Genomic DNA, 25,346 nt, shown 5'->3' on the forward strand with positions numbered 1-25,346 from the left:
CTGCGAGCAGGCTCACTTCTTGTACACCCCCTGCTCGCCCATGAGATGGGCGACCTTGTTGGCCGCGAGCACGAGCAGCAGGCCGAAGATTCCCTTGACGATGCCGACGGCCGCCGCGTAGCTGAAGCCGCCGTTGGTGATGCCGACGTTCCAGACGTAGGTGTCCAGGACCTCCGAGGCGCCGGGACCGACCGCAGTCCGTTGCAGCAGGATCTGCTCGAACCCGACGGTCAGCGCGTTGCCGACCTGGAGGACGAGCAGCAGGGCGACGACCGGGCGCAGGGCGGGCAGCGTGATGTGCCACATCCTGCGCCACCGGTTCGCCCCGTCCATCGCGGACGCCTCGTACAGGTCAGGACTGACGGAGGCGAGAGCCGCGAGGAAGACGATGACGCCCCATCCGGCGTCCTTCCAGATCATCTCGAAGGTGATCAGGAACTTGAACAGACCCGGATCGGTCATCAGGTCGATGCCGTCGTGGCCGTGGTCGCGCAGGGTCTGCGCGATGAGGCCGGCGCCGCCGAACATCTGCTGGAAGACGGTGACGACGAGCACCCAGGAGAAGAAGTGCGGGAGGTAGAGGATCGCCTGCGCGACGGCGCGGACGCGCGGCCGGACGAAGCTGTTGATGAAGAGGGCCAGGAGGACCGGGACCGGGAAGAACAGCGTCAGCTGGATCAGGAAGATCGCGAGCGTGTTGCGCAGCGCCGACCAGAACAGCCGGTCGTTCAGCATCTGCTCGAACTGGTCGAGGCCGACCCACGGGCTCTGGAGGATCGCCTGGAAGGCGTTGTCGGCGACGTACGGGTCGTACTCCTGGAAGGCGACGACGTTCCCGGCGAGCGGGATGTACGCGAAGACGACCAGCAGGATGATCGCCGGGAGCGTCATCAGGATCAGCGTGCGATCACGCCGCAGCCGGTGCCGCAGCGTGATCCCGCCCGCCGGCCTGACCGCCGCGGCGGCCTCGGCCTGCTTCTTCTTCGCGGCCGGGCGAGGTGCCCCGGCCTTGGTGCGGGGTTCGGTGTCGACCATGTCAGGAGGCCGAGTCGCCGGTCTCGTCGAGCAGCTTCTTGTACCAGTCGCGGAGCTTGTCGCCGCCGCGCGAGCGCCAGTCGGAGACGTTCTGCTGCATGTCGCTGATCTTCTTGCGGCCGCGGACGATGTCCTTCTCCAGGTCCTCGAACTGGGCGTTCAGCTCGGCGAAGCGGGCCGGCTCCTGGATCTGCATCCCGTAGAACAGCGGCTTCTGCGTGTGCGCGCCCTGGCGCTGCTGCCACTCCACCATGCCCTTGGCGACGTCCGGGTGGTCGGGGAAGGCACGGAAGGCCGCGGGTCCCGCGATGTACTCGTACGTGGCGAAGACCTGGTTGTTGCCGTCCTCGGTCTTGGAGATCACACCGTCCTTGACCGTGTGGTGCACGCCCTCGACGCCGTACGCCTTCAGACGCTGTTCCTTGGTGCCGTAGGGGGCCGCCGTGAAGTTGGCGAGGGCGAGGATGTCCTCGATCTTCTTCTTGTCGGCCTTCTCGCTGATGAAGCACCAGATGTTGGAGGGCGGCGCGGCGTACAGCGTGGGCTTGCCGCCGTCGTGGGCGAAGATGTCCATCGCCGCCATGGAGAACTTCGGGTCGGCCAGTCGCTGGACGGCCGTGGCGCCGTACCAGTCGGAGATGTCGCCGTTGTACATCCGGAGCTTGCCCGAGGAGAACAGGACCTTCTGGTCGCCGCGCTCGGCCTTGACGTCGGGGTGGACGAAGCCGGCCGAGTACAGGGAGCGCGACCACTCCAGCGCTTCCAGGTACTCGTCGGTCTCGTAGCGGTTGACCAGTCTGCCGTCGACGAGCTTCCAGTAGTGCGGCTTCTCGGCCAGCACCCCGAAGAAGGCGAAGGCCGACCAGGTCATGTCACCGCAGGCCCACACCTTGCTCTTCGGAGCGTTCAGCTCCTTGCAGAGGTCGTAGAACTCCTGCGTGGTGGTGGGGACCTCGTACCCCTTCTCCTCGAAGAAGCCGGGCGAGTAGAACGGCGCGATGTTCGGCGTGGACTCGGCGGGGAAGGGCAGGCCGCGCAGTTTGCCGCCGAAGATCGCCCGCTGCCAGGCGCCGGTCGGGATGGCCGCGAGGTTCGGGTACGCCTTGACCTTGTCGCCGGCCAGGTAGGGGCCGAGGTCGGCGAACTTGTTGGCGACCGCGCTGGGAATCTTGCCGTTCAGCTCCCAGCTGGGTACGACCACGGCGTCCGGGACGTTGCTGGAGGCGAGGACGGCGCCCAGCTTCTGGCCGTAGACGTTGCCGTCCTGGTTCTGCCACTTGACCTTGACGCCGGACGCTTCGTCCATCGCGGTCCAGTACGCGTTGCCGGTACCGGGCGAGGTGCCCCACAGCGGGGCCATGATGCTGACCTCTCCGCCCTTGCCCAGCTTCTTCGGCACGGACACGGCCAGCTGGTCGGCGGGCTTCGCGGTGGTGAAGCCGATCGCGGAGCCGTTCTTGGAGGGGATGTCCGGGGTGACCGACTGCGACGGTACGTAGGCCGGCAGAAGGTCCTTGAGCTTCTTGCCGGTCGTGGTGCCCTCGGTCTTCTCGTTGCCCGAACCGCCGCAGGCGGCGAGCAGCGGTATCCCGCCGCCCACGGCGGCCACCACGACCGCAGTGGAGACGAGGAAGCTTCTCCGGCTCGGGGAAGAGGAGGAATTCGGCGTCATTGCGTCAACCCTTCGAGGCGCACCAGGACGACACACGGCGGGCGACCGCCGATCGGCTCCTGTGTCTGAGGTGGGGCGTTACTGACCGGGCCGGATGAACCGGCCTGTTTCACAACGGGCTTCGAAGCACTGTCGAAGCGCTTCGATGTTGCAGCGAGGTTAAGTGAAGCCATCCGGTCGCACAAGAGTCCGATCCCGGATTCCTCGGACCTGTTTCCGATCCGTTTCCCTCGCGCTGAGGCCGTAGCTGGGCCTCAAAGGGCTGTCAGGGATCGGCTGAGGAGTGCCGCACCCTTGACACCTGCCGGGTCCGGCACGGAGCATCGAAGCGCTTCGAAAGATCTTCTCTGGGTTGCGCCTCGAATGGAGCGCTCAGACCTCCCACCTCTCCTAGGGGACCCGCACGTGACGGACCACTCGCTGCCCTTCCGCGACCCGCAGCTGCCCTTCGCCCGGCGCACCGACGATCTGCTCAGGCGACTCACGCTCGACGAACGGATCGCGATGCTCCATCAATTCGCGCCACCCGTGGAGCGGCTGGGACTCGGGGCGTTCCGCACCGGACAGGAAGCACTCCACGGAGTCGCCTGGATGGGAACAGCGACCGTCTTCCCGCAGGCCGTCGGTCTCGGCGCCACCTGGAACGACGAACTGGTGCGCCGGATCGGCGAAGCCGTGGGCAACGAGGTCCGTGCCAAGCGCGCCGAGGACGACCGCGTCGGGCTGAACGTCTGGGCCCCGACAGTGAATCTGCTGCGGCACCCTCTCTGGGGCCGGGGCGAGGAGGGCTACTCCGAGGACCCGGCACTGACCTCCGCCATCGCCGTCGCGTACACCCGGGGCCTGCGGGGCGACGACCCCCGCTACTGGCGCACGGCCCCGGTGCTCAAGCACTGGCTCGCGCACAACAACGAGACCGACCGCGACACCGCCTCCTCGTCGGTCCGCCCCCGGGTGCTGCACGAGTACGACCTGCGGGCCTTCCGCGACGCCGTGCGCGCCGGCGCCGTCGCCGGTGTCATGCCGGCGTACAACCTGGTCAACGGCCGCCCCAACCACGTCTCGCCGCTCCTGGACCAGCAGCTGCGCCGCTGGACCGAGCAGTCCCTCGTCGTCTGCTCGGACGCCGGAGCGCCCTCCAACCTGGTCGACTCCGAGCACTACTTCGACACCCATGAGGAGGCGACGGCAGCCGCCCTGAAGGCCGGCGTCGACAGTTTCACCGACCACGGCCAGGACTCCGGCGTGATGACCGGGCGCATCCGTGACGCACTCGCCAAGGGCCTGATCGACGAGAGCGACGTCGACACCGCGGTACGCAGGCTTCTCGCCCTGCGCTTCTCGCTCGGCGAGTTCGACCCGGACCTCGACCCGTACGCGGGCGCCGCCGACTTCGACACCGCCGGGCACCGCGCCCTCGCCCAGGAGGCCGCCGAGCAAGCGGTGGTCCTGCTCAAGAACGACGGCCTGCTGCCGCTCGCGCCCGAGGCGGGCCGGACCGTCGCCGTGGTCGGGCTCCTCGCGGACGCCTGCAAGCTCGACTGGTACAGCGGCACGCTCCTGCACCGCTCGACCCCGCTCGACGGACTGCGAGAACGGTACGGCGCCGAGAACGTCCTGTTCGCGGAGGGCGCGGACACGGTCCGGCTGAAGTGCGCGGACGGCTGGCTCCAGGTCCCCGATGCGGACGAGGGTGCCGACCGGGCGCGCGGCGCCGAGGGCGCACTCGACCCGGCTCTGCTCGCGGGCCGCACCGACCTGCCGCCGCTCACCTGCGGGGAGCGGGCCACCGACCTCGCGCTGGTCGACTGGGGCGGCGGTGTCCTCACGCTGCGTACCGCCGAAGGCCGTTATCTCTCGGTCGCCGAGGACGGATACGTACGGGCGTCCGCCGACGAACCCGGTGGCTGGGTCGTCCAGGAGACGTTCCGCCTGGAAGCGGTGGAGGGGCCGGAGGGGCACGACGGCGGACACCGCCTTCTGCATGTCGGGACAGGTGGGTACGTGACTGTCGCCACCGACGGCGTAAAGGTTGCCGAGTCCGGCGAAAAAGTTTCCGCCGCATCCGGCACGGTCTTCGAGATCGAGGTGACCGAGCGCGGCGAGGACGCCGTGGCGCGCGCCGCGGCTGCCGCGGACACCGTGATCGTCGTCGCCGGGAACGACCCGCACATCAATGGCCGGGAGACCGAGGACCGTACGACGCTCGGCCTGCCGCCCCAGCAGGAGCGGCTGTGGCGTGCGGCGCACAGCGCCAACCCGCGCACCGTCCTTGTGCTGACCTCCGCCTATCCGTACGCGGTCACGGAAGCGGCGGCCACGCTGCCCGCCCTGCTGTGGACCGCGCACGGCGGCCAGGCGGCCGGCACCGCGCTCGCGCGCGTCCTGGCGGGGGACGTGTCCCCGGCCGGCCGCCTCCCGCAGACCTGGTACGCGTCCGACGCCGACCTTCCGGACCTGCTGGACTACGACATCATCGGCTCCCGGCAGACCTATCTCTACTTCCAGGGTGACCCGCTCTACCCGTTCGGCCACGGACTGACCTACAGCGACTTCACTTACTCCGCGCTGAGCGCCGCCCGCGAGGAGGACCTGATCCGGGTCTCGCTCACGGTCACCAACACCGGTGCGGCCGACTCCGACGAGGTCGCCCAGCTCTACGTGCGGGCCGTGGGACAGGCCGCCGACCTGCCGCTGCGCAAGCTGGCCGGTCACCGCAGGGTGCACCTCGCGGCGGGCGCGGGCGAGCGTGTCGAATTCCTCGTCCCGGTGGCGGAGCTCGGCCACTGGGACGTGGCGCACGGCCGCTGGACCGTCGAGCCGGGCACGTACGAACTGCAGGCCGGCGCCTCCAGCGCCGACATCCGGGCGGCCGTCACGGTGGACGTCGCCGGTGAGCCGTCCGGCCCCCGGCCCGTTCTGGAGCGGGGCATCGAGGCGGCCGACTACGACGAGCAGCGGGACACGGTGATCGTCGACCGTTCCAGGACGGACGGGGACGCGGTGTCTCCTGTCGGCGAGTTCGGTCAGCTCCTCTTCACGGCATGTGACTTCGGGGACGGCTCGCGTGCCGTCACGGTCTCGGTGGCGGGGAAGGGGGCCGTCGTCGTGACGGTGGAGGGAGCGTCGGCGGACATCACCGTCCCGGGCGGTGAAGGACCGTACGACCTGCGCACCCATCAGGCGGAGCTCACCGTCCGCGGAGTCCATGACGTGCGGGTCGCCCTGCGCGGCGGCGTGCGCCTCGCGCATCTCGCATTCGTCCCCGGCAAGGAGTCCTCATGAAATTCACCGACGGCTTCTGGCTCATGCGTGAGGGTGTCCGCGCCTCCTACGCGACCGAGATCCGTGACCTGCGCGCCGAGGACGACCGGTTCACCGCCTACGCGGCGGTCAAGCGCGTCGCCGAACGCGGAGACACCCTCAACACCCCGCTGATCACCGTCGAGTGCTTCTCCCCGGCCGAGGGAGTCATCGGCGTACGCGCCACCCATCACGCCGGAAAGGCGAGACGCGGGCCCGACTTCACCCTGCTGCCCGATCCAGATCCCGCCTCGCCCGCCCGCGTCCGGCGCGACGGCGCGGTCACCGAGCTGACCAGCGGTCCGCTGACCCTGCGCATGGACGGCGACGGCCCGTGGGGCATGACCTTCCTCGACGATCAGGGGCGACGCCTCACGGGGGTCGACCGCAAGGGCACGGCCTTCGCCACCACTCCCGACGGCACCCACCACATGATCGCCCAACTCGCCCTGGCGGTGGGCGAGAACGTCTACGGCCTCGGTGAGCGCTTCACGCCGTACGTCAAGAACGGCCAGAGCGTGGACATCTGGCAGGCCGACGGCGGTACCAGCAGCGAACAGGCCTACAAGAACATCCCGTTCTACCTCTCCTCGCGCGGCTACGGCGTCTTCGTCAACCACCCCGGCAAGGTCGCCTTCGAGATCGGCTCCGAGTCGGTCGGGCAGGTCCAGTTCAGCGTCGAGGACCAGTCGCTGGAGTTCTTCGTCGTGGCGGGGCCGACCCCCAAGGATGTGCTGTCCCGCTACACCGCCCTGACGGGCAGGCCCGCACTGCCGCCCGCATGGTCCTTCGGCCTGTGGCTGACCACCTCGTTCTGCACCTCGTACGACGAGGAGACCGTCACCTCGTTCGTCGACGGGATGGCCGAGCGCGACATCCCGCTCAGCGTCTTCCACTTCGACTGCTTCTGGATGCGTGAGTACCAGTGGTCGGACTTCCTCTGGGATCCGGACGTCTTCCCCGACCCGGAAGGAATGCTGGCCCGGCTCAAGGAGCGCGGACTGCGGATCAGCATGTGGATCAACCCGTACATCGCGCAGAAGTCGCCACTGTTCGCGGAGGGCGCCGAGCGCGGCTATCTGGTGCGCAGACCGAACGGCGACATCTGGCAGTGGGACCTGTGGCAGCCCGGCATGGCGCTCGTCGACTTCACCGACCCGGCCGCGTGCGAGTGGTACAACAGCAAGCTGCGCGTCCTCCTCGACCAGGGCGTCGACTGCTTCAAGACCGACTTCGGCGAGCGCGTGCCGACGGACGTGGTCTGGCACGACGGCTCCGACCCGGAGCGGATGCACAACTACTACGCGCAGATCTACAACCGCACCGTCTTCGAGCTCCTGGAGAAGGAGCGCGGCCACGGCGAAGCGGTGCTCTTCGCACGCTCCGCGACGGCGGGCGGCCAGCAGTTCCCCGTGCACTGGGGCGGCGACTGCTTCGCCTCGTTCACCGCGATGGCCGAGTCGCTGCGCGGCGGCCTCTCGCTGAGCCTCTCCGGGTTCGGCTTCTGGAGCCACGACATCGGCGGCTTCGAGGGCACTCCCGACCCGGAGGTCTTCAAGAGGTGGCTCGCCTTCGGGCTGCTGTCCTCGCACAGCAGGCTGCACGGCAACGTGTCCTACCGGGTGCCGTGGGCGTTCGGTGAGGAAGCGGTGGACGTGGCACGGCAGTTCACCCTGCTCAAGCACCGGCTGATGCCGTACCTGTACGGGGTGGCCGCCGAGGCGCACCGCACCGGCGTCCCGGTGATGCGGCCCATGCTGGTGGAGTTCCCCGAGGACCCGGCGACCCGCACGCTGGACCGTCAGTACATGCTCGGCCCCGACCTGCTCGTCGCCCCGGTCTTCTCCGCCGACGGAGAGGTGGAGTTCTACGTGCCCGAGGGCACCTGGACCTCCCTGCTGACCGGGGAATCCGTCACGGGTCCGGCGTGGCACCACGAGACGCACGGCTTCGACAGCCTGCCGCTGCTCGTCCGGCCCGGAGCCGTACTCCCCTGGGGCGCCGACGACCAGCGGCCGGACGCGGACTGGCTGGACGGCCTCACCCTTCGCGTGTTCGGTCCGGACGTACCCGCAACCGGGCGGACCGTTTCCGTCCCGGACCTGTCGGGCGCTCCGGCGGCCTCCTTCCACGTCGTACGTGAGGGCGGCGCCGTGCGGGTGACGGCGCAGGGAACGGACCGGGTGTACCGCGTGAGCGTCGAGGGTCCGGGGGCGACGGCGAAGACGGGGGAGGGGAGCGGGACGGTCACCGTCTGAGCAACCGGCGCAACCGTACCGAGAGCGCCTGCCCGCTCACCGGACATCGACGGCCCGCCGGAGGTCCCGCACAGGGACCTCCGGCGGGCCGCCGTGTTTCCGGGGTGCCGGGGGCTGTGCAGAGTGAGTCGCGTCACTCAGCGTGAAATTCCTGGCATACATTCCGGCGGACCGGGGAGGGGGCCAGGCCGCTGGTGCGACCGGATCGCGGCCGCCCGCGCACACGCTCTCCGGCCGCTCCGGCGGGGAGTATTTCGGTACGGAAGGCAGATACAGGACATGGCGGCGCTGGACACCATTCATATCGACGGCATGTGGCACCCCGCCGCATCCGGCGCGACGCGCGAGATCATCGACCCCGCGGACGCCACCGTCCTCGCGCTCGTCGCCGAAGGAGGCACCGAGGACACGGACCGGGCGATCGCCGCCGCGCGCCGTGCCTTCGACGACGGCCCCTGGCCCCACCGGCCCGTCGCCGACCGCGCCGGGCTACTGCGCCGGGTCGCCGACCTCCTCCAGCGCGACCGCGAGGAGATCGCCCTGGTCGAGAGCCGCGACACCGGCAAGACCCTCGAAGAGGGCCGCGTAGACGTCGACGACGTCACCAGCGCCTTCCGCTACTTCGCCGACCTCGTGATGAACGAGAGCGGCGGCCGGGTCGTCGACGCCGGGGACCCCGACGTCCACAGCATCGTCGTGCACGAGCCCGTGGGTGTCTGCGCGCTGATCGCTCCCTGGAACTACCCGCTCCTCCAGGCCAGCTGGAAGATCGCCCCGGCCCTCGCCGCCGGCAACACCTTCGTCCTGAAGCCCAGCGAGGTCACGCCGCTCTCCACCGTCCACCTGATCCGGCTGCTGTCCGAGGCGGGACTTCCGGACGGTACGGCCAACCTCGTCACCGGTGCGGGAGACCCCGTGGGCGCCCGGCTCTCCGAGCACCCGGACGTCGACCTGGTCTCCTTCACCGGCGGACTCGCCAGCGGTACGAAGGTGGCGCAGGCCGCGGCCCCCACAGTCAAGAAGGTCGCCCTGGAACTCGGCGGCAAGAACCCCAACGTCGTCTTCGCCGACGCCTGCGCCACCGAGGACGGTTTCGACACCGCCGTCGACCAGGCACTCAACGCCGCGTTCTTCCACAGCGGTCAGGTCTGCTCCGCCGGGGCGCGCCTCATCATCGAGGAGTCGGTCCGCGAACGCTTCGTCACGGAACTCGCCCGCCGCGCCGACGCCATCCGGCTCGGCCGCGGCACCGCGGACGGCGTCGAATGCGGACCGCTGGTCTCCGCGCAGCAGCTCGCCAAGGTCGAGGCGTACGTCGCATCCGCACGCGAGGAGGGCGCCGTCGTCCGCTCCGGCGGCGCCCGCCCCGAACCCTCCCCGGTGCGGCCCCGAGGCGGCTACTTCTACCGGCCGACCGTCCTGGACGGCTGCCACCGCGGGATGAGGGTGGTGCGCGAGGAGACCTTCGGCCCGATCCTCACCGTCGAGACCTTCCACACCGAGGAAGAGGCCGTCACCCTGGCCAACGACACCGACTACGGCCTCGCGGGCGCCGTCTGGACCAGCGACGCGGGCCGCGCCCGCCGGGTCGCGGGACGGCTGCGGCACGGCACCGTCTGGATCAACGACTACCACCCGTACCTCCCGCAGGCCGAGTGGGGCGGGTTCGGCAAGTCGGGCACGGGCCGTGAGCTCGGCCCCACCGGACTCGCGGAGTACCGCGAGTCCAAGCACATCTACCAGAACCTCAACCCGCGCCCCCAGCGCTGGTTCGCCGGCTGAGCCTGCCGACCCCTGTTCGCGGCATCCCGTACACGCACGAACCTTGCAGAAGGAGCAGTGACCGATGCACCCGACCCCCCGCACAGCACCGCCCGAACCGGTCGACTACGTGATCGTCGGAGGCGGCACGGCCGGCTCGGTCATCGCCTCACGCCTCACGGAGAACCCCGGCGTGACCGTGACCGTGATCGAGGGCGGCCCCTCCGACATCGGCCGCGACGACGTGCTGACCCTGCGCCGCTGGCTCGGGCTGCTCGGCGGCGACCTGGACTACGACTACCCGACGACCGAACAGCCGCGCGGCAACTCGCACATCCGCCACAGCCGCGCCCGGGTGCTCGGTGGCTGCTCATCGCACAACACCCTCATCAGCTTCAAGCCGCTGCCCGGCGACTGGGACGAATGGGCCGGGGCGGGCGCCGAAGGCTGGGACGCGGCGGCCATGGACCCGTACTTCGCCCGGCTGCGCAACCACATCGTGCCGGTCGACGAGAAGGACCGGAACGCCATCGCCCGCGACTTCGTCGACGCGGCGCAGGCCGCCGCCGGAGTCCCGCGTGTCGAGGGCTTCAACAAGAAGCCGTTCCACGAGGGCGTCGGCTTCTTCGACCTCGCCTACCACCCGGAGAACAACAAGCGGTCCTCCGCGTCCGTCGCCTACCTCCACCCGCACATCGAGGCCGGTGACCGCCCGAACCTCTCGATCCTGCTGGAGACCTGGGCCCACCGGCTGGAGTTCGACGGCAACCGCGCCACCGGGGTGCACGTCCGCACCGAGGACGGCGAGGAACTGCTGCTGCGCGCCACCCGTGAAGTGATCGTCTGCGCGGGCGCGGTGGACACCCCGCGACTGCTGATGCACTCCGGGATCGGGCCGAGGCGGGATCTGGAGGCACTCGGCATCCCGGTCGTCCACGACCTGCCGGGCGTCGGTGAGAACCTGCTGGACCACCCGGAGTCGGTCATCGTCTGGGAGACCGACGGGCCCATCCCGGAGAACTCCGCGATGGACTCCGACGCGGGCCTGTTCGTCCGGCGCGACCCCGGATCCCCGGGCCCCGACCTGATGTTCCACTTCTACCAGATCCCCTTCACCGACAACCCGGAACGCCTCGGCTACGAGCGTCCCGAGCACGGTGTGTCGATGACGCCGAACATCCCCAAGCCGCGCAGTCGGGGCCGCCTCTACCTCACGAGCGCCGACCCCGAGGTCAAACCCGCCCTGGACTTCCGTTACTTCACCGACGAGGAGGACTACGACGGCCGCACACTGGTCGACGGAATCAAACTCGCCCGCGAGATAGCGAAGACGCAGCCGCTCGCGCACTGGCTCAAGCGGGAGGTGTGCCCGGGCCCCGAGGTCACCTCGGACGAGGACATCAGTGAGTACGCCCGCAAGGTCGCGCACACCGTGTACCACCCGGCGGGCACCTGCCGGATGGGCGCGGCCGACGACCCGGCGGCCGTGGTCGATCCCCGGCTGCGTGTCAGGGGACTGGAATCCATCCGGATCGCCGACGCGTCCGTGTTCCCGACGATGCCCGCGGTCAACCCGATGATCGGCGTCCTCATGGTCGGCGAGAAGTGCGCGGAACTGCTCGCCAACGACATGGCCGCCCCGGAGCTGCCCGGCTCGACTCCGGCCGATGCCGGACCGCCCGGCTCCGGACCGCTCGATGCCGGACCGCCCGGCTCGGCCCCGCTCGGTACGACCACTGGAGGCGATGTCCGATGACCGCGACCGATACCCCTGTCTTCGCCGTCAGGAACCTCTGGAAGGTCTTCGGCCCCAAGGCCGATCGCGTCCCCGGCAGCGAGCACGCCGGGCTGCCCCCGGCCGAGCTGCGGGAACGCACCGGCTGCACCGCCGCCGTACGCGACGTCTCCTTCGACGTCCGCAAGGGCGAGGTCTTCGTCGTCATGGGCCTCTCCGGATCCGGCAAGTCCACCCTCGTACGCTGCCTGACCCGGCTGATCGAGCCGACCAGCGGCACCCTGGCCATCGACGGCGAGGACGTCCTCGCGATGGACCGCACGCGGCTGCGCGAACTGCGCAGGCACCGCGCGGCCATGGTCTTCCAGCACTTCGGACTCCTGCCGCACCGCACCGTCCTCGACAACGTCGCCTACGGGCTGGAGATCCAGGGCCTGAGCAAGGCCGAACGGCGCAGGAAGGCCGCCGAGCTGGTCGAGAAGGTCGGGCTGGCCGGTCTGGAGGACCGTCGCCCGGCGCAGCTCTCCGGCGGCCAGCAGCAGCGCGTCGGCCTGGCCCGCGCACTCGCCGTCGACCCGTCCGTCCTGCTCTTCGACGAACCGTTCAGCGCGCTCGACCCGCTGATCCGCCGCGAGATGCAGGACGAGGTCGTGCGGCTGCACCAGGAAGAGGGCCGGACCATGGTCTTCATCACCCACGACCTGAGTGAGGCACTGCGCCTGGGCACGCGCATCGCGCTCATGCGCGACGGCGGCATCGTCCAGCTCGGCACCCCCGAGGAGATCGTCGGATCACCCGCCGACGACTACGTACGCGAGTTCGTCCGCGACGTACCGCGCGAACAGGTCCTGACGGTCGCCGGCGCCATGCGCCCCCCGGCCGCGGGCGAGGCCGACCGCGGACCCGCCGTCCGCCCCGACGCCACCGTCTCCGAGGCCATCGAAGCAGTCGCGCGTTCCGGTGACCCGACGGCCCGTGTCATGGACTCGGGCCGGCTCGTCGGCGTCGTCGACCACGCCTGCCTGCTCGGGGTGGTCGCGGGCACCGGGACCACCGGCACCCAGGAGGTGGCCGCCTGATGACCACCGCCCAGGCAACCGTTCCCACCGTCGCCCGACCGCCGGGCCGCAGCCCGCTCCGGGCGCTGCTCGGCCGCCCCGCCCTCACGAAGCTGCTGGTCATCGCGGTGATCGCCGCCGTCGCCGTACCCGTCGTGCAGGCACGCTGGGGCGGCGCGGCCTGGCCCGGCGCCCTGACCGTCGACCTGACCGCTCCGCTCGGCGAGGTCAACGACTGGATCGTCGCCAACCGCGACAGCCACCCCCTGTTCCTGTACTTCTTCGGCCACATCAGCAACGCCGTCGTCCTCTCGGTGCGGGGTGTCTACCTGCTGCTGCTCGCCCTCGGCTGGGCCGGAGTCACGGCGGTCGCGGCCGTCGTGGCCTGGCGCGTCGCGGGGCCGCGGCTCGCCCTCACCGCCGCGGTCTCCTTCATCGCCTGCGGTCTGCTCGGCATGTGGGTGCCGACGATGCAGACCCTCGCGCTGATGGTCGTCGCCGTCCTCGCCTCGGTGATGCTGGGCGTCCTCCTGGGCCTCGCGGCCGGGCTCTCGGACCGTACGTACCGGGCGCTGCGCCCCGTACTCGACACCATGCAGGTCCTGCCCGCCTTCGCGTACCTGCTGCCCGTCGCGCTGGTCTTCGGCATCGGTGTGCCCGGCGCGGTCCTCGCGACCGTCGTCTACGCGGCCCCGCCGATGGCCCGCCTCACCGCCCTCGGTCTGCGTGGCGCCGACCAGGGCGTCATGGAGGCGGTCACCTCCCTCGGCGCGACCGGCAGGCAGCGACTGCTCACGGCCAGGCTGCAGCTGGCCCGCAAGGAACTGCTCCTCGGACTCAACCAGACGATCATGATGGCCCTCTCGATGGCCGTCATCGCCTCCGTGATCGGCGCCGGCGGCCTCGGCGACCGCGTCTACCAGGCACTGTCCTCGGTCGATGTCGGCGCCGCACTCGCCGCGGGCATCCCGATCGTGCTGCTGGCCGTCGTCCTGGACCGCACGACCGAGGCCGCCGGCCGCCGGATCGGTACCGAGCCGACCGGCCCCGCCGCCCTCCGGGGCGCACGCGGCCGCGGCCTGGCGGCCCTCGTCGTGGCGGCCGTCGCCGTCGTGGGACGGTTCACGGGTGGCCAGGTCTGGCCCGAGGGCGCGATCGTCGCCATCGCCGGACCCGTCAACACCGCCAAGGAGTGGATGGTCGACCACATCTACACCGGGGTCCCGGTCCTAGGCGGCACCGCCGACTGGGCCGCGCACTTCACCAGCTGGATCCTCAACCCCATGCGCAGCGGGCTGCAGGGCCTGCCCTGGTGGTCCGTGCTCCTGATCGTCGCCGCCCTCGCCTGGACGATCGGCACCTGGCGCACCGCGCTCACCGCCGTGCTCGCCATGGCGGCCATCGGTGTCCTCGGCGTGTGGGAGCCCTCGATGGACACCCTCAGCCAGGTCGTCGCGGCCGTCGCGATCACCCTGGTCCTCGGCTTCGGCATCGCCGTCGGCGCGGCCCGCAGCGAACGGTTCGAACGCCTGCTGCGCCCGGTCCTCGACGTCTTCCAGACCATGCCGCAGTTCGTCTACCTCATCCCGGTCGTCGCCCTCTTCGGCATCGGGCGCGCCCCGGCCGCCGCCGCGGCGGTCGTCTACGCGCTCCCGGCCGTCATCCGCATCACCACCCAGGGGCTGCGGGGCGTCGATCCGGCCGCCATGGAGTGCGCCCGCTCGCTGGGCGCCACCAGTGGCCAGCAGCTGCGCCAGGTCCAACTGCCGCTGGCCCGGCCCGCGTTGCTGCTCGCCGTCAACCAGTGCGTCGTCCTGGTCCTCGCCGTCGTCATCATCGGCGCACTCGTCGGCTCGGGCGCGCTCGGATACCTCGTCGTACTCGGCCTCGCCCAGGGCCAGCTCGCCACCGGCCTCGTGGCAGGCGCCGCCATCGTCTGCCTGGGCCTGATGCTGGACCGGGTCACCCAGCCCACCACGCGCACCGCGCGGAAGGAGAGCTGACATGGCTCGCACGCCGATCCGTACCCGTACCCGGGTCCTCGCCGCCGCTTCGTCGGCCGCCGCCCTGCTCGCCGTCACCGGCTGCGGCGCGGCGGACATGACGAAGCAGACCTCGCCGTTCGCCGCCCCGGCCGGCATCAGGACCGTCACGCTCTCCGTGCAGTCCTGGGTCGGTGCGCAGGCCAACGTGGCCGTCGCCCAGAAGCTCCTGGAGGACGAACTGGGCTACCGGGTCGACCTCGTCCAGACCGACGAGGTCCCTGCCTGGGACGCCCTCAGCCAGGGCCGCGTCGACGCGATCCTGGAGGACTGGGGCCACCCCGACCAGGAGAAGCTGTACGTCGAGGACAAGAAGACCATCGTCAGCGGCGGCGACCTGGGCGTGACCGGCCACATCGGCTGGTACGTGCCGAAGTACTGGGCCGACGAGCACCCGGACGTGACGGACTGGAAGAACCTCGACAGGTACGCCGACGAACTGCGCACCCCGGAGAGCGGGGGCAGGGGGCAGCTCATGGACGGCTCTCCGTCCTACGTCACCAACGACACCGCGCTGGTGAAGAACCTCGACCTGGACTACAAGGTCGTGTTCGCGGGCTCCGAAGCCGCCCAGATAACCCAGATCCAGCAGTTCGCCAAGGAGAAGAAGCCCTTCCTGAGCTACTGGTACCAGCCGCAGTGGCTGTTCGAGGAGGTGCCGATGGTCGAGGTGAAGCTCCCCGAGTACACCGAGGCATGTGCGGCCAAGGATCCGAAGGACATCGACTGCGCCTACCCGACGACACCGCTGCAGAAGTACCTCAACGCGGACTTCTCCAGGCGCGGCGGCGCGGCGGCCGACTTCCTGAAGAAGTTCAACTGGACCGAGGACGCGCAGAACGAGGTGTCCAGGATGATCGCCTCGGAGAAGCTCACTCCGCAGCAGGCGGCCGGGCGCTGGATCGAGGACAACCCGCAGGTGTGGAAGAAGTGGGTGAAGAAGTAGGACAGCGCCGAGCCGGGTGCTGCCGGGGGCCTTCCGCCCCCGGCGGCACCCGCCCCATCGTCAGCGGGCCCGCACGGTCGCCGTCACGTCCCGGTCGGGCTGCAGGGTCAGCGACGGCACGTGGCCGATGTCCCCCGGGTCCACGTCCAGATCGAAGCGGCGCGCCAGCACGGCGAGGATCAGCACGGCCTCCACCATCGCGAAGCGCGTGCCCAGGCAGACCCGGGGCCCGCCGCCGAACGGGAACCACGCGTACTCCGCGATCTCGTCGCCGTCCTCCGCATCCCAGCGCTCCGGCCGGAAGCGCTCGGGTTCCGGGAACCAGCGCGCGTCGCGCTGGGTCGCCCACTGGCTGCTCCACACCCGGGTGCCCTCGGGCATCGGTACGCCGCCGATCCGCGCGCCCTCCTTGGCCACCCCGGTGACCAGCCAGATCGTCGGATACAGGCGCAGCGTCTCCTTCACCACCGACTGGGCGTACGTCAGTTGGGCGTAGTCGTCGAAGCCGGGCTCACGGTCGCCCAGGACCCGGTCCAGCTCCTCGGTGAGGGCGGCGCGCGCCTCAGGGTTGCGGGACAGCAGGTACCACGCCCACACCAGCGTGGAACTGGTCGTCTCGTGGCCGCCGATGTACAGGGTGACCGTCTCGTCGCGGATCTCCTCGTCGGAGAGGCTCGCGCCGGTCTCGTCCACCGCGGTGAGCAGCCGGCTCAGCAGATCGGGGCGCTCCCCGTCGCCGTCGCGGTGGCGGGCCACCACCCGGGCCACCTCGGCGTCGATGACCGCGGCCGCCTTCTTGATCCTGGCCCGGCCCGGTGTCGGCACCCAGTCGGGAAGGATCGCGCCGATGCCGCTGAACTCCTTGCCGATCTCCCGCTGGGCGACGTCCATCGCCCGTCCCATGGACTCCGCGTCGGCCGGGGTGTCCACTCCGAAGATGGTGCGGACCGCGATCTTCTGGGTCAGTGCGGCCATCTCCCGCTTGACGTCGACGCGTTGACCGCCCGACCAGGAGTCGGCCAGCTCCACCGCGCACTCGGCCATCGTGGAGGCGTACGACTTCACCTGCTTGGGCCGCACGGACGGCTGGACCAGCGACCGCTTGCGCCGCCAGTCCGGCCCGCGCGCCACGACGACGCCGTTGCCCATCACCGTACGGAACGCGATGCCCAGCGCGGGCTGGTCGAAGGTGCGTTCCGTCTCGGTGAGGAGCTCGCCTATGCACGCGGGATCGGAGATGAACACGCAGCGGTTGCGGCCGAATCGCCAGCTCACCATGTCCCCGTGACCACGAAGCTGCTCGAAGAACGCGAGGGGGTCCTTCGCGAACCGGGGCAGGTTGCCGAGGAACGGCAACCCTCTCGGGCCCGGCACGACGGTGTGGCGCCGGGTGTCTCCGGCGGCGGCGGTCGTGCCGCTGTCCGTGCCCGTATCCGTATCCCTGGACATGAAAGAACTCCGCTCCCTGGTACGTGAGTTGCCGAGCGTAGCCGCAAGAGCTCAACTGTTCGAACGCGGTGGTGCTGTGCTCCGCCGAAATGCGACCGGTCCGGTGGGCAGTCGGACGTCCGTGGAGGATCATGGGGGGCCGCCGAGCCCCCGGAGCACGTATGACCTCCCACAGCCTCCCCACCGTGCTGGTGTACACGCGCACCACCGGCTACCGGCACGACTCGATCCCTGAGGGGATCGCCGCGTTCCAGGAGCTCGGCGCGGAGCACGGCCTCACCGTGCACACCACCGAGGATCCCGACGTCTTCGCCCGCGGCCTCCACCCGTACACCGCCGTGGTGTTCCTCTCCACCAGCGGTGACGTCCTCACCCTCGAGGGGCGCACCGCACTGCGGGCGCACTGCGCCGCGGGTGGCGGCTTCATGGGGGTGCACGCGGCGGCCTGCACGGAGTACGGCTGGCCGTTCTACGGGGCACTCCTCGGCGCCCGCTTCGCCCGTCACCCGGAACTCCAGCCCGGCACCGTCACGGTCGAGGACCACGACCACCCGGCCACCGCACACCTGGGCGCCACCTGGGACCTCACCGACGAGTGGTACGACTTCCGCACGAGCCCGCGGTCCACCGTGCGGGTCCTCGCCTCCGCCGACGAGTCCAGCTACGCGGGCGGTGGCATGGGCGCCGACCACCCCCTCGTCTGGACCCACGAACACGGGGGCGCCCCCGTCTTCTACACCGCCCTCGGACACGACGGCGACGCCTACCGCGATCCGGCCTTCCGCACCCACCTCCTCGGTGGACTGCGCCATGTGACGAGGCGGCACCACACCTGACACCCGCCCACCGAGGCGCCCTGCGGCCTTTCCCACCGTGGGCCGTCGCCGCCGCTCAGGACGGGGCCGGCGCGATGCCGCACCCCGTCCCGAGCGGCAGTCGGTCAGATGCCCTGAGGCACCCGGGAGGGACGGCCGCCGCCCCGCGTGAGGGAGTAGCCGAAGACGGCTGCCAGCGCACCGAGCACCCCGCCGCCCACGGTCCACAGCCAGCGGTCCGTCCACCAGCCGGACGTCCAGCCGTCCTCCGGCTCACCGGCGAGGGGCACGCGGTCCTGCGAGCCGCTGCCGCCGGGGGCATCCTCGGACGTGGCGCCGGGCACCAGCGGCTCGGCGAGAGCGCCGTCCACGTCGTGCGCACCGTTTCTGCCGGCGGAGGTGACCTCCAGCTCCGTCGCGACCGGCAGACCGAGGTCGGTGGCGGGCAGGTCGAGGACCGTGAGGCGTACGTAGTAGCTGCCCGGCAGCGGATCAGCGGCCCACGGCTCCGACCAGGCACGGACGGTCCGCAGGACACAGGTCAGCTCGACCGACGCGGCCTCCGCGGCGGCCTTGCGGGTCTGGTGGCCGTACATGCACGCCTGGCGCCGCCGCAGTCCGTCGTACACGTCGACCTGCCAGGTCGACGCACCGTGCCGCGTCGCACTCTCGGGGAGGGTGACCTTCGCGCGGACGGTGGCCCGCTGACCGGCGTCGGCGGGGAAGACCCAGTACAGGTAGTCACCCGTCGACGCCTCCGCGGTGGCCCGCTGCCCCTGCTGGACGGCGGTGGCGGTACGGAACGTCGTGCCCGCTTCGGTGGGTCCCGCCCCGCCGTCGCTTCCGGCGCCGGGATCGGTGCTGGGGCTCGCGTCGGTCCTGGGCGCCGACGGGGCGACCGCCGTGGCGGAGCCCGCGGAGGTCAGCAGGGCGAGGCCGGCCAGCAGGCCGCTCGCCAGTGCACGTGTCGTACGCATCAGTTGGTCCTCCATACGGCGACGCGCCAGCGCGAGATCCAGCCGGTCAGCAGGCCGGCGACCAGTCCGGTGAGGACGAGCACGCCGAGCAGCCACCAGCCGCGGCCGAGACCGAACGCGGCCACGTCGGCCGCCTCGTCCGGCGCGTCCACCACGTCGATGGTCAGCTCGACCGGAAGGCCGGGCGAGGTCTTCACCGACGCGGCGGCCGAGAAGGAGTTGCTGACCTGGAGGCAGACGGCCTCGGGAGTCAGGTCCTCGTCGTCCGTGCCGTCCTGTTCGGCCTTGGGGTAGCGCAGCCCGGAGGAGATCACGTCCGTACGGCCGGTGCCGGCCTCGGAACCGCGGACGATCTCGCGGCCGTGCACGGTCAGCGCCCGCAGCAGGACCCCGTAGTCGTTGTTGACGGCGCGGTCGGCCGCCACGCTCACCGACGCGCGCAGTTCCTGGCCCGGCAGTACGTCCACCCGGTACCAGCGGTGCTCGCCGAACTTCTCACGGTCGGTGTAGAGACCGGCCTTGAGCGCCGGAGCAGCGGAGCAGCTGTCCGCGCCCTCGGTCGCCACCGGGGTGACGACGGGCTCGGCGGCGCGGTCGACCAACTGCTTGACGCGGCCGGAGAGTTCCTCGGTGTGTGTGACGGCCGTGTAGGTGCCGCCTGTCGCCTCGGCGATGCAGGTCAGCTGCTGGCGGATCTTGGCGTTGGGGACCAGGCCCAGCGTGTCGATGACCAGGTGCACCCCGCGAGCGGCGATGTCCCGTGCCACCTCGCACGGGTCGAGAGGGCCGCAGGTGTCCTCGCCGTCGGTGATGAGGACGATCCGGCGGGTGCCTTCGCCGCCCTCCAGGTCGTCGGCCGCGCCGAGCAGCGCCGGGCCGATCGGGGTCCAGCCGGTGGGCGCCAGGGTGGCGACCGCCGTCTTGGCCTCGGTGCGGTCGAGCGGACCGACGGGGTAGAGCTGCTTGGTGTCCTTGCAGCCGGTCCTGCGGTCGTCGCCCGGGTAGTCGGCACCGAGCGTCCGGATGCCGAGCTGCACCTCCTCGGGCACCGCGTCCAGCACGTCGTTGAACGCCTGCTTCGCGGCGGCCATCCGCGACTGGCCGTCGATGTCGCGGGCGCGCATGGAGCCGCTGACGTCGAGAACCAGCTCGACCTTGGGGGGTGTGGTGCCGGTGGGTTCGTCGGCGGCGGCCGGGAGGGCGGTGCCGAGCCACGCGGCCAGGGTGGCGAGCAGTACGCACACCCCGGCCCGCAGCCGTCTTCTTATGATCATCGCCGGATCCTATTGAAGTTCCGGCGGCATCCCAAAACGCGTGCGCCGAAGGCCGGTTCGAGCCTTGGGCTCAGCCTTCGAGCACGGGGCCGGCGGCTCGTCCCAGCACCGAACCGACCCGCTCCCAGGTCTCCATATCCCTTTCGACCGGGGGCAGTTGACGGTCGTCCAGGCCGCTGTTCCAAGAGGCAGCCACCGCTACCGGATCCCCTCCGCCGGCCGCCGAGGCGGCGAGCGCCGCCGCGCCACGGGCGACCAGTTCACCCCCGGCGGGGATGACGAGCGGACGCCCGGAGAGGCGGCGCACGGTCTCCACCCAGGTGCGGCCACCCGCCCCGCCGCCGATCAGCCGCAGCGGGCGGGCGGCGACGGTGGGATCGGCGGGGTCGAGGCCGCAGGCCAGCAGCAGTTCGTCGAGGGCGCGGAGCACGGTGAACGCGGCGCCCTCGTAGGCGGCGCCCAGGAGTTGCTGCGGGGTCGTGTCGTGCCGCAGTCCGGTGAGCAGCCCCGAGGCCCGGGGGAGGTCGGGGGTGCGCTCGCCGTCCAGGTAGGGCAGCAGTACGGCCTCGCCGCCGGGCGTCGCGTCGTCGCGGTGCAGTCCCAGCAGGGCGGCCACCTTGTCGACGGCGAGCGTGCAGTTGAGGGTGCAGGCCAGCGGGAGGTACGTACCGTCCGCGGCGGCGAAACCTGAGAGGGCCGCCGAGACGGGCCGGGTCCGGGACGCGGCGAACACCGTCCCGGAGGTGCCCAGACTGAGCACCGGGTGGTCGAGGAGCCCGGCGCCGCCCAGGCCGAGGCCGACGGCGGCGCTCATGTTGTCCCCGGTGCCCGCCGCCACGGCGATCCCGGCCGGCAGGCCGAGGGCCTCGGCTGCGGCGGTGGTCAGGGAGCCGGTCCTGGCCGCCCCGGTGGCGGCGACTTCCGGCAGCAGGGACCGGTCCAGCCCGAGGAGCGCGAGCAGGTCGGGGTCGTACGCTCCGGTGGCCGTGGAGTACCAGCCGGTGCCCGAGGCGTCACCGGGGTCGGTGAACGCGGTGCCGGTGAGCCGCTCGGTCAGGAAGTCGTGGGGGAGCCGGACGGCGGCGGCCGCCGCCGCACCGGCGGGGTCGTTCTCGCGCAGCCACTGCCACTTCGTCGCCGTGAGGGAGGCGACGGGCACCGAGCCGGTGCGCGCGGTCCAGGCGTCGGGGCCGCCGAGCGCCTCGGTGAGGGCGGTGGCCTGCGGGGCGGAGCGGGTGTCGTTCCACAGCAGCGCGGGGCGCAGCGGCCTGCCCTCCCGGTCGAGCAGGACGAGGCCGTGCTGCTGTCCGGCGACGGCGATCCCCGTGACGGCCGAGGCGCCGACGCCGGACTCCTTGAGCCCGGCGGCCACCGCCAGGCGCAGCGCCTGCCACCAGATCTCGGGGTCGCTCTCGCGGGCCCCGCCCTCGCCGGTGACCGTATGCGGGGCCCTGCCGACGGCGAGGAGCTCGCCGGTCTCGGCATCAATCACCGCCGCCTTCGTGGACTGGGTGGAGCTGTCCACGCCGATGACGACGCTGCGCGGCGGCATGGGCTACCTCTTCTCGCCTGGGGGAACCGAATTTGATCGTGCGGGAAACAAATTACGTGATCGTCACGCGCCCGACCAGGGCCTGTTCCGTTTTTGTGGGGGTGGGGGGTTACGTCACAGGGGCCCTCCGTGCATGATTAGTCATGACACTGAACAAATAGGGTCGGCCGGTGCGTGCCGGTACCGGACCCGACAGCACTCGAAGGCGGCCAGACGATGACGGAACGCTTCACGCCCACTCCGGAGGACAAGTTCAGCTTCGGTCTGTGGACGGTTGGCTGGCAGGGGCGCGACCCGTTCGGTGACGCGACCCGCGAGGCGATCGACCCGGTCGAGTCCGTGCAGCGGCTCGCCGAGCTCGGCGCGTACGGAGTCACCTTCCACGACGACGACCTGATCCCGTTCGGCTCGACGGACGCGGAGCGGGAGGGGCACGTCAAGCGGTTCCGGCAGGCGCTCGACGCGAACGGGCTCGTGGTGCCGATGGCCACGACGAACCTCTTCACCCACCCGGTCTTCAAGGACGGGGCCTTCACCGCCAACGACCGGGACGTACGCCGGTACGCGCTCCGCAAGACACTGCGCAACATCGATCTCGCCGTCGAGCTCGGCGCCACCACCTATGTGGCCTGGGGCGGGCGCGAGGGTTCCGAGTCCGGTGCCGCGAAGGACGTCCGGGTCGCGCTCGACCGGATGAAGGAAGCCTTCGACCTGCTGGGCGACTACGTCACCGAGCAGGGCTACGACCTCCGCTTCGCCATCGAGCCCAAGCCGAACGAGCCGCGCGGCGACATCCTCCTGCCGACCATCGGCCACGCCCTCGCCTTCATCGAGCGCCTGGAGCGCCCGGAGCTGGTCGGCGTGAACCCGGAGACCGGGCACGAGCAGATGGCCGGGCTCAACTTCCCGCACGGCATCGCCCAGGCGATGTGGGCCGGAAAGCTCTTCCACATCGACCTGAACGGCCAGTCCGGCATCAAGTACGACCAGGACCTGCGCTTCGGCGCCGGTGACCTGCGCCAGGCGTTCTGGCTGGTCGACCTGCTGGAGCGCGGTGGCTACGAGGGCCCGCGCCACTTCGACTTCAAGCCGCCGCGCACCGAGGACTACTCGGGCGTCTGGGCCTCGGCCGAGGGCTGTATGCGCAACTACCTGATCCTCAAGGAGCGCGCCGCGGCCTTCCGCGCCGACCCGGCCGTGCAGGAGGCGCTGCGCGCCTCGCGCCTGGACGAGCTGGCCCAGCCCACCGCCGAGGACGGGGTCGCGGGTCTGCTCGCCGACCGTTCGGCTTTCGAGGAGTTCGACATCACGGCGGCGGCGGAGCGCGGCATGGCCTTCGAGGTCCTGGACCAGCTGGCGATGGACCACCTGCTCGGGGTGCGCTGACCCGGACGGCGTACGGACCGGGGCGCGGGCGCGGGCCGGCGGCGGGTGGTGGGCGAGGGCCCACGTCCGCCGCACGGACCGGCGCCCGCGCCCCGGTCCGCATGTGTGTCGCAGGAGGGCCGACCCGCGATCCCCGGCCGTCGCACGACGACAGCCAGGGCGCCTCGCCGCGCTGCCGGAGCGCCCGGACACGACCGGCGGGCGGACGCCCCTCCGCCTTGCGATCCGCCGCATCCGACGCCGCGCGCCGATGTGATCCACCAGGGACTACGGGACAGCCCTCAGAGGGGGCTGCCGAAGCGGCGTACGAACCGCTTCTGCCACGGGGTCTCCACAGCCCGGTGGTGGTAGCCGCCGCGGACGAACTCCACAGCCCGGTCCGCCGGGACCCCGTCCAGTACGGCGATGCATGCCAGCGCCGTACCCGTACGTCCGATGCCGCCCCCGCATGCCACCTCCACGCGGTCCGTGGCCGCGCGCGCCAGCGCCTCGCCGAAGACCTCGCGGGCCCGCGCCCGGTCGGCGGGCAGCCGGAAGTCGGGCCAGCGCACCCACCGCGACTCCCAGGCGACGGGTTCCGGCTCGTCGCCCAGCAGGTACACCCCGAACGTGGGCACCGCCCCGCCGGGAAGCGGACGACGCAGCCCGCGTCCCCTTACCAGCAGGCCCGAGGGCAAGGTCAGCACCCCCGCGTCTGCGGGGTCCCAGTTCTCGGTCATCGCGACACCCTCGTTCCGTTGCGCTCCGCGTACGCCACCGGGTCGGCCAGTACGTCCTGCATCACCAGGGCCGCCGCACCCCGCGCCGCGTCCCCCGCGACGGACGAGGCGCGCAGCCGTCCGCTGCCCGGCGACCAGAGGCCGGAGACCACCCTCCCCGTCAGCTCCTGGTCGGCGGGCGGCGCGAGCCAGGGCATCAGGCTCCGGTAGATGCCGCCGAGCACCACCGCCTCGGGGTCGATCAGATTCACCGCGCCCGACAGCACCCTGCCCAGCATCCGTCCGGCCTCCGCGACGGCCGCGACCGCCCGCTCGTCGCCCGCGCGCGCACGCCGCTCCAGCTCGGCGACCGGACCTGTGGCGTTCTCGTCGATGCCCGCCGCGCGCAGCAGCGCGGCCTGCCCCGCGTACTGCTCCAGGCAGCCCCGGGAACCGCAGCGGCACTCCGGTCCCGCCGGGTCCACCACCACATGCCCGATCTCCCCTGCGAAACCGTGTGCGCCGCGCAGCAGTTCGCCGTCGAGCACCAGGGCACCGCCGACCCCGATCTCGCCCGTCAGATAGAGGAAACTGCGCGCCTTGTCGAGACCGCCGAACCACAGCTCGGCCAGTGCCGCGAGATTGGCCTCGTTCTCCGAGCTCACCGGCAGCGCGGGCCGGCCGGGGCGCAGCCCGGCCAGCGCGCTCGCGAAGAGTTCCTCGGCCGGCACCTGGTTCCAGCCGAGGTTGGGGGCCTGGCGCACCGAACCGCCGGACACCAGGCCCGGCAGCGCGAGAGCAGCTCCCACCGGGTGCAGGTCCTGCTCGCGCGCCGATTCCAGGGTCCGGGCCGCGATCCCCGCCGCCCTGGCCAGTACGTCGCCGGGTGGGGCCCCCCGGTTGTCGAGGTGCTCGGTCTGGCGGACCCGGCCCGTGCCCGCGAGGTCCACGACGCACACCGAGACGTAGTCGATGTTGATCTCCACGCCGAGCCCGGCCGGGCCCGTGCGTGCCACCTTCAGGGCCGTACCCGGCCGCCCGGCCTGCCCGCTGAAGGTCTTGCCCGACTCGGTGAGGAACCCGCTGTCGAGAAGCTGCTCGACCAGCGAGGACACGGCGGCCCGGGTCAGCCCCACCCGGCCGGACACCCCGGCCCTCGTCGCTTCCCCGGCCTCGCCCTCGTCCCGGACGGCCCGCAGCACGAGGCTCAGATTGTGACGTCGCACGGTGTCCTTGTCCGCCTTGGGGCCCAAGGGTGCGAGGTTGCTCTTCATATAGTCGTCGACCCTATCTCCCGGCCGCTCGCCGCAGGCCGCCGAACAGCGCGGAGGGCCGTCCCGTCGCCCGGTGGACCGGGCGACGGGACGGCCCCCGTCCAGGGGGAT

The 25,346-nt window shown here is 71.5% G+C and carries 17 protein-coding genes; 9 read left to right on the forward strand and 8 right to left on the reverse strand.

Annotated features, from left to right (window positions below; all coding sequences use genetic code 11):
* Positions 1-12: 12 nt before the first annotated feature.
* Both AB0C82_RS10530 and AB0C82_RS10535 read right to left on the reverse strand, forming a co-directional pair.
* Complete coding sequence (locus AB0C82_RS10530) at positions 13-1,035, reverse strand: ABC transporter permease subunit (protein ID WP_362838682.1); 1,023 nt, start codon at positions 1,033-1,035, stop codon at positions 13-15.
* A 1-nt stretch (position 1,036) separates the two neighbouring features.
* Positions 1,037-2,707, reverse strand: coding sequence for an extracellular solute-binding protein (locus AB0C82_RS10535; RefSeq protein ID WP_362838685.1), 1,671 nt, complete (start codon positions 2,705-2,707; stop codon positions 1,037-1,039).
* 405 nt (positions 2,708-3,112) lie between these two features.
* On the opposite strand from AB0C82_RS10535, the gene AB0C82_RS10540 reads away from it, so the two are divergent.
* The 7 genes from AB0C82_RS10540 (at position 3,113) to AB0C82_RS10570 (ending at position 15,810) form a co-directional block, all read left to right on the forward strand.
* Entirely contained in the window at positions 3,113-5,992 is a 2,880-nt protein-coding gene (locus AB0C82_RS10540) for a glycoside hydrolase family 3 C-terminal domain-containing protein (RefSeq protein WP_362838688.1), read from the forward strand.
* Positions 5,989-8,268, forward strand: a complete 2,280-nt coding sequence (gene yicI / locus AB0C82_RS10545) for an alpha-xylosidase (RefSeq protein ID WP_362838691.1) — start codon at positions 5,989-5,991, stop codon at positions 8,266-8,268. The genes AB0C82_RS10540 and yicI overlap by 4 nt, the downstream gene beginning before the upstream one ends.
* A 279-nt stretch (positions 8,269-8,547) precedes the next feature.
* Positions 8,548-10,050 (forward strand): aldehyde dehydrogenase family protein, encoded by a 1,503-nt coding sequence (locus AB0C82_RS10550; RefSeq protein WP_362838694.1) that lies wholly within the window; start codon positions 8,548-8,550, stop codon positions 10,048-10,050.
* A gap of 64 nt (positions 10,051-10,114) precedes the next feature.
* Positions 10,115-11,785: a GMC oxidoreductase gene (locus tag AB0C82_RS10555; protein ID WP_362838696.1), complete on the forward strand. Its 1,671-nt coding sequence runs from the start codon at positions 10,115-10,117 to the stop codon at positions 11,783-11,785.
* A complete protein-coding gene (locus AB0C82_RS10560; RefSeq protein ID WP_362838698.1) occupies positions 11,782-12,843 on the forward strand; it encodes a glycine betaine/L-proline ABC transporter ATP-binding protein in 1,062 nt (353 codons plus the stop codon). The genes AB0C82_RS10555 and AB0C82_RS10560 overlap by 4 nt, the downstream gene beginning before the upstream one ends.
* Entirely contained in the window at positions 12,843-14,825 is a 1,983-nt protein-coding gene (locus AB0C82_RS10565; RefSeq protein ID WP_362838701.1) for an ABC transporter permease subunit, read from the forward strand. The genes AB0C82_RS10560 and AB0C82_RS10565 overlap by 1 nt, the downstream gene beginning before the upstream one ends.
* Before the next feature lies 1 nt (position 14,826).
* Positions 14,827-15,810, forward strand: a complete 984-nt coding sequence (locus AB0C82_RS10570) for an ABC transporter substrate-binding protein (RefSeq protein ID WP_362838704.1) — start codon at positions 14,827-14,829, stop codon at positions 15,808-15,810.
* Positions 15,811-15,870: 60 nt separating this feature from the next.
* Here the strand turns inward: AB0C82_RS10570 and AB0C82_RS10575 are convergent, their stop codons facing one another.
* Positions 15,871-17,259, reverse strand: a complete 1,389-nt coding sequence (locus AB0C82_RS10575) for a cytochrome P450 (RefSeq protein ID WP_362838707.1) — start codon at positions 17,257-17,259, stop codon at positions 15,871-15,873.
* Between the two features lie 161 nt (positions 17,260-17,420).
* On the opposite strand from AB0C82_RS10575, the gene AB0C82_RS10580 reads away from it, so the two are divergent.
* Entirely contained in the window at positions 17,421-18,095 is a 675-nt protein-coding gene (locus tag AB0C82_RS10580) for a ThuA domain-containing protein (RefSeq protein WP_362838709.1), read from the forward strand.
* Positions 18,096-18,199: 104 nt separating this feature from the next.
* On the opposite strand, the gene AB0C82_RS10585 is transcribed toward AB0C82_RS10580, so the two are convergent.
* The 3 genes from AB0C82_RS10585 to xylB form a co-directional block, all read right to left on the reverse strand.
* Positions 18,200-19,051, reverse strand: a complete 852-nt coding sequence (locus AB0C82_RS10585; RefSeq protein WP_362838712.1) for a hypothetical protein — start codon at positions 19,049-19,051, stop codon at positions 18,200-18,202.
* Entirely contained in the window at positions 19,051-20,325 is a 1,275-nt protein-coding gene (locus AB0C82_RS10590) for a VWA domain-containing protein (RefSeq protein WP_362838715.1), read from the reverse strand. Before AB0C82_RS10590 ends, AB0C82_RS10585 begins: the two co-directional genes overlap by 1 nt.
* 70 nt (positions 20,326-20,395) lie before the next feature.
* A complete protein-coding gene (gene xylB / locus AB0C82_RS10595; protein WP_362838718.1) occupies positions 20,396-21,877 on the reverse strand; it encodes a xylulokinase in 1,482 nt (493 codons plus the stop codon).
* 216 nt (positions 21,878-22,093) lie between these two features.
* On the opposite strand from xylB, the gene xylA reads away from it, so the two are divergent.
* On the forward strand, positions 22,094-23,263 hold the full coding sequence (xylA, locus tag AB0C82_RS10600) for a xylose isomerase (RefSeq protein ID WP_362838721.1): 1,170 nt from the start codon (positions 22,094-22,096) through the stop codon (positions 23,261-23,263).
* 281 nt (positions 23,264-23,544) lie between these two features.
* Here xylA and AB0C82_RS10605 read toward each other — a convergent pair whose 3' ends face one another.
* Both AB0C82_RS10605 and AB0C82_RS10610 read right to left on the reverse strand, forming a co-directional pair.
* Complete coding sequence (locus tag AB0C82_RS10605) at positions 23,545-23,982, reverse strand: protein-tyrosine phosphatase family protein (RefSeq protein WP_362838723.1); 438 nt, start codon at positions 23,980-23,982, stop codon at positions 23,545-23,547.
* Complete coding sequence (locus tag AB0C82_RS10610) at positions 23,979-25,235, reverse strand: ROK family protein (RefSeq protein WP_362838726.1); 1,257 nt, start codon at positions 25,233-25,235, stop codon at positions 23,979-23,981. Before AB0C82_RS10610 ends, AB0C82_RS10605 begins: the two co-directional genes overlap by 4 nt.
* Positions 25,236-25,346 lie beyond the last annotated feature (111 nt).

The organism is Streptomyces sp. NPDC048560 (assembly GCF_040650955.1).
Taxonomy (GTDB): Bacteria; Actinomycetota; Actinomycetes; order Streptomycetales; family Streptomycetaceae; genus Streptomyces.

Excerpts from the sequence above, each read along its gene's own strand:
- AB0C82_RS10570 (WP_362838704.1), top strand. The coding sequence starts at position 14,827 with ATGGCTCGCACGCCGATCCGTACCCGTACCCGGGTCCTCGCCGCCGCT.
- AB0C82_RS10585 (WP_362838712.1), bottom strand. The coding sequence starts at position 19,051 with ATGCGTACGACACGTGCACTGGCGAGCGGCCTGCTGGCCGGCCTCGCC.
- yicI (WP_362838691.1), top strand. The coding sequence starts at position 5,989 with ATGAAATTCACCGACGGCTTCTGGCTCATGCGTGAGGGTGTCCGCGCC.
- AB0C82_RS10550 (WP_362838694.1), top strand. The coding sequence starts at position 8,548 with ATGGCGGCGCTGGACACCATTCATATCGACGGCATGTGGCACCCCGCC.
- AB0C82_RS10605 (WP_362838723.1), bottom strand. The coding sequence starts at position 23,982 with ATGACCGAGAACTGGGACCCCGCAGACGCGGGGGTGCTGACCTTGCCC.
- xylA (WP_362838721.1), top strand. The coding sequence starts at position 22,094 with ATGACGGAACGCTTCACGCCCACTCCGGAGGACAAGTTCAGCTTCGGT.
- AB0C82_RS10590 (WP_362838715.1), bottom strand. The coding sequence starts at position 20,325 with ATGATCATAAGAAGACGGCTGCGGGCCGGGGTGTGCGTACTGCTCGCC.
- AB0C82_RS10535 (WP_362838685.1), bottom strand. The coding sequence starts at position 2,707 with ATGACGCCGAATTCCTCCTCTTCCCCGAGCCGGAGAAGCTTCCTCGTC.
- AB0C82_RS10580 (WP_362838709.1), top strand. The coding sequence starts at position 17,421 with ATGACCTCCCACAGCCTCCCCACCGTGCTGGTGTACACGCGCACCACC.
- AB0C82_RS10560 (WP_362838698.1), top strand. The coding sequence starts at position 11,782 with ATGACCGCGACCGATACCCCTGTCTTCGCCGTCAGGAACCTCTGGAAG.
- AB0C82_RS10555 (WP_362838696.1), top strand. The coding sequence starts at position 10,115 with ATGCACCCGACCCCCCGCACAGCACCGCCCGAACCGGTCGACTACGTG.
- AB0C82_RS10575 (WP_362838707.1), bottom strand. The coding sequence starts at position 17,259 with ATGTCCAGGGATACGGATACGGGCACGGACAGCGGCACGACCGCCGCC.
- xylB (WP_362838718.1), bottom strand. The coding sequence starts at position 21,877 with ATGCCGCCGCGCAGCGTCGTCATCGGCGTGGACAGCTCCACCCAGTCC.
- AB0C82_RS10565 (WP_362838701.1), top strand. The coding sequence starts at position 12,843 with ATGACCACCGCCCAGGCAACCGTTCCCACCGTCGCCCGACCGCCGGGC.
- AB0C82_RS10530 (WP_362838682.1), bottom strand. The coding sequence starts at position 1,035 with ATGGTCGACACCGAACCCCGCACCAAGGCCGGGGCACCTCGCCCGGCC.
- AB0C82_RS10610 (WP_362838726.1), bottom strand. The coding sequence starts at position 25,235 with ATGAAGAGCAACCTCGCACCCTTGGGCCCCAAGGCGGACAAGGACACC.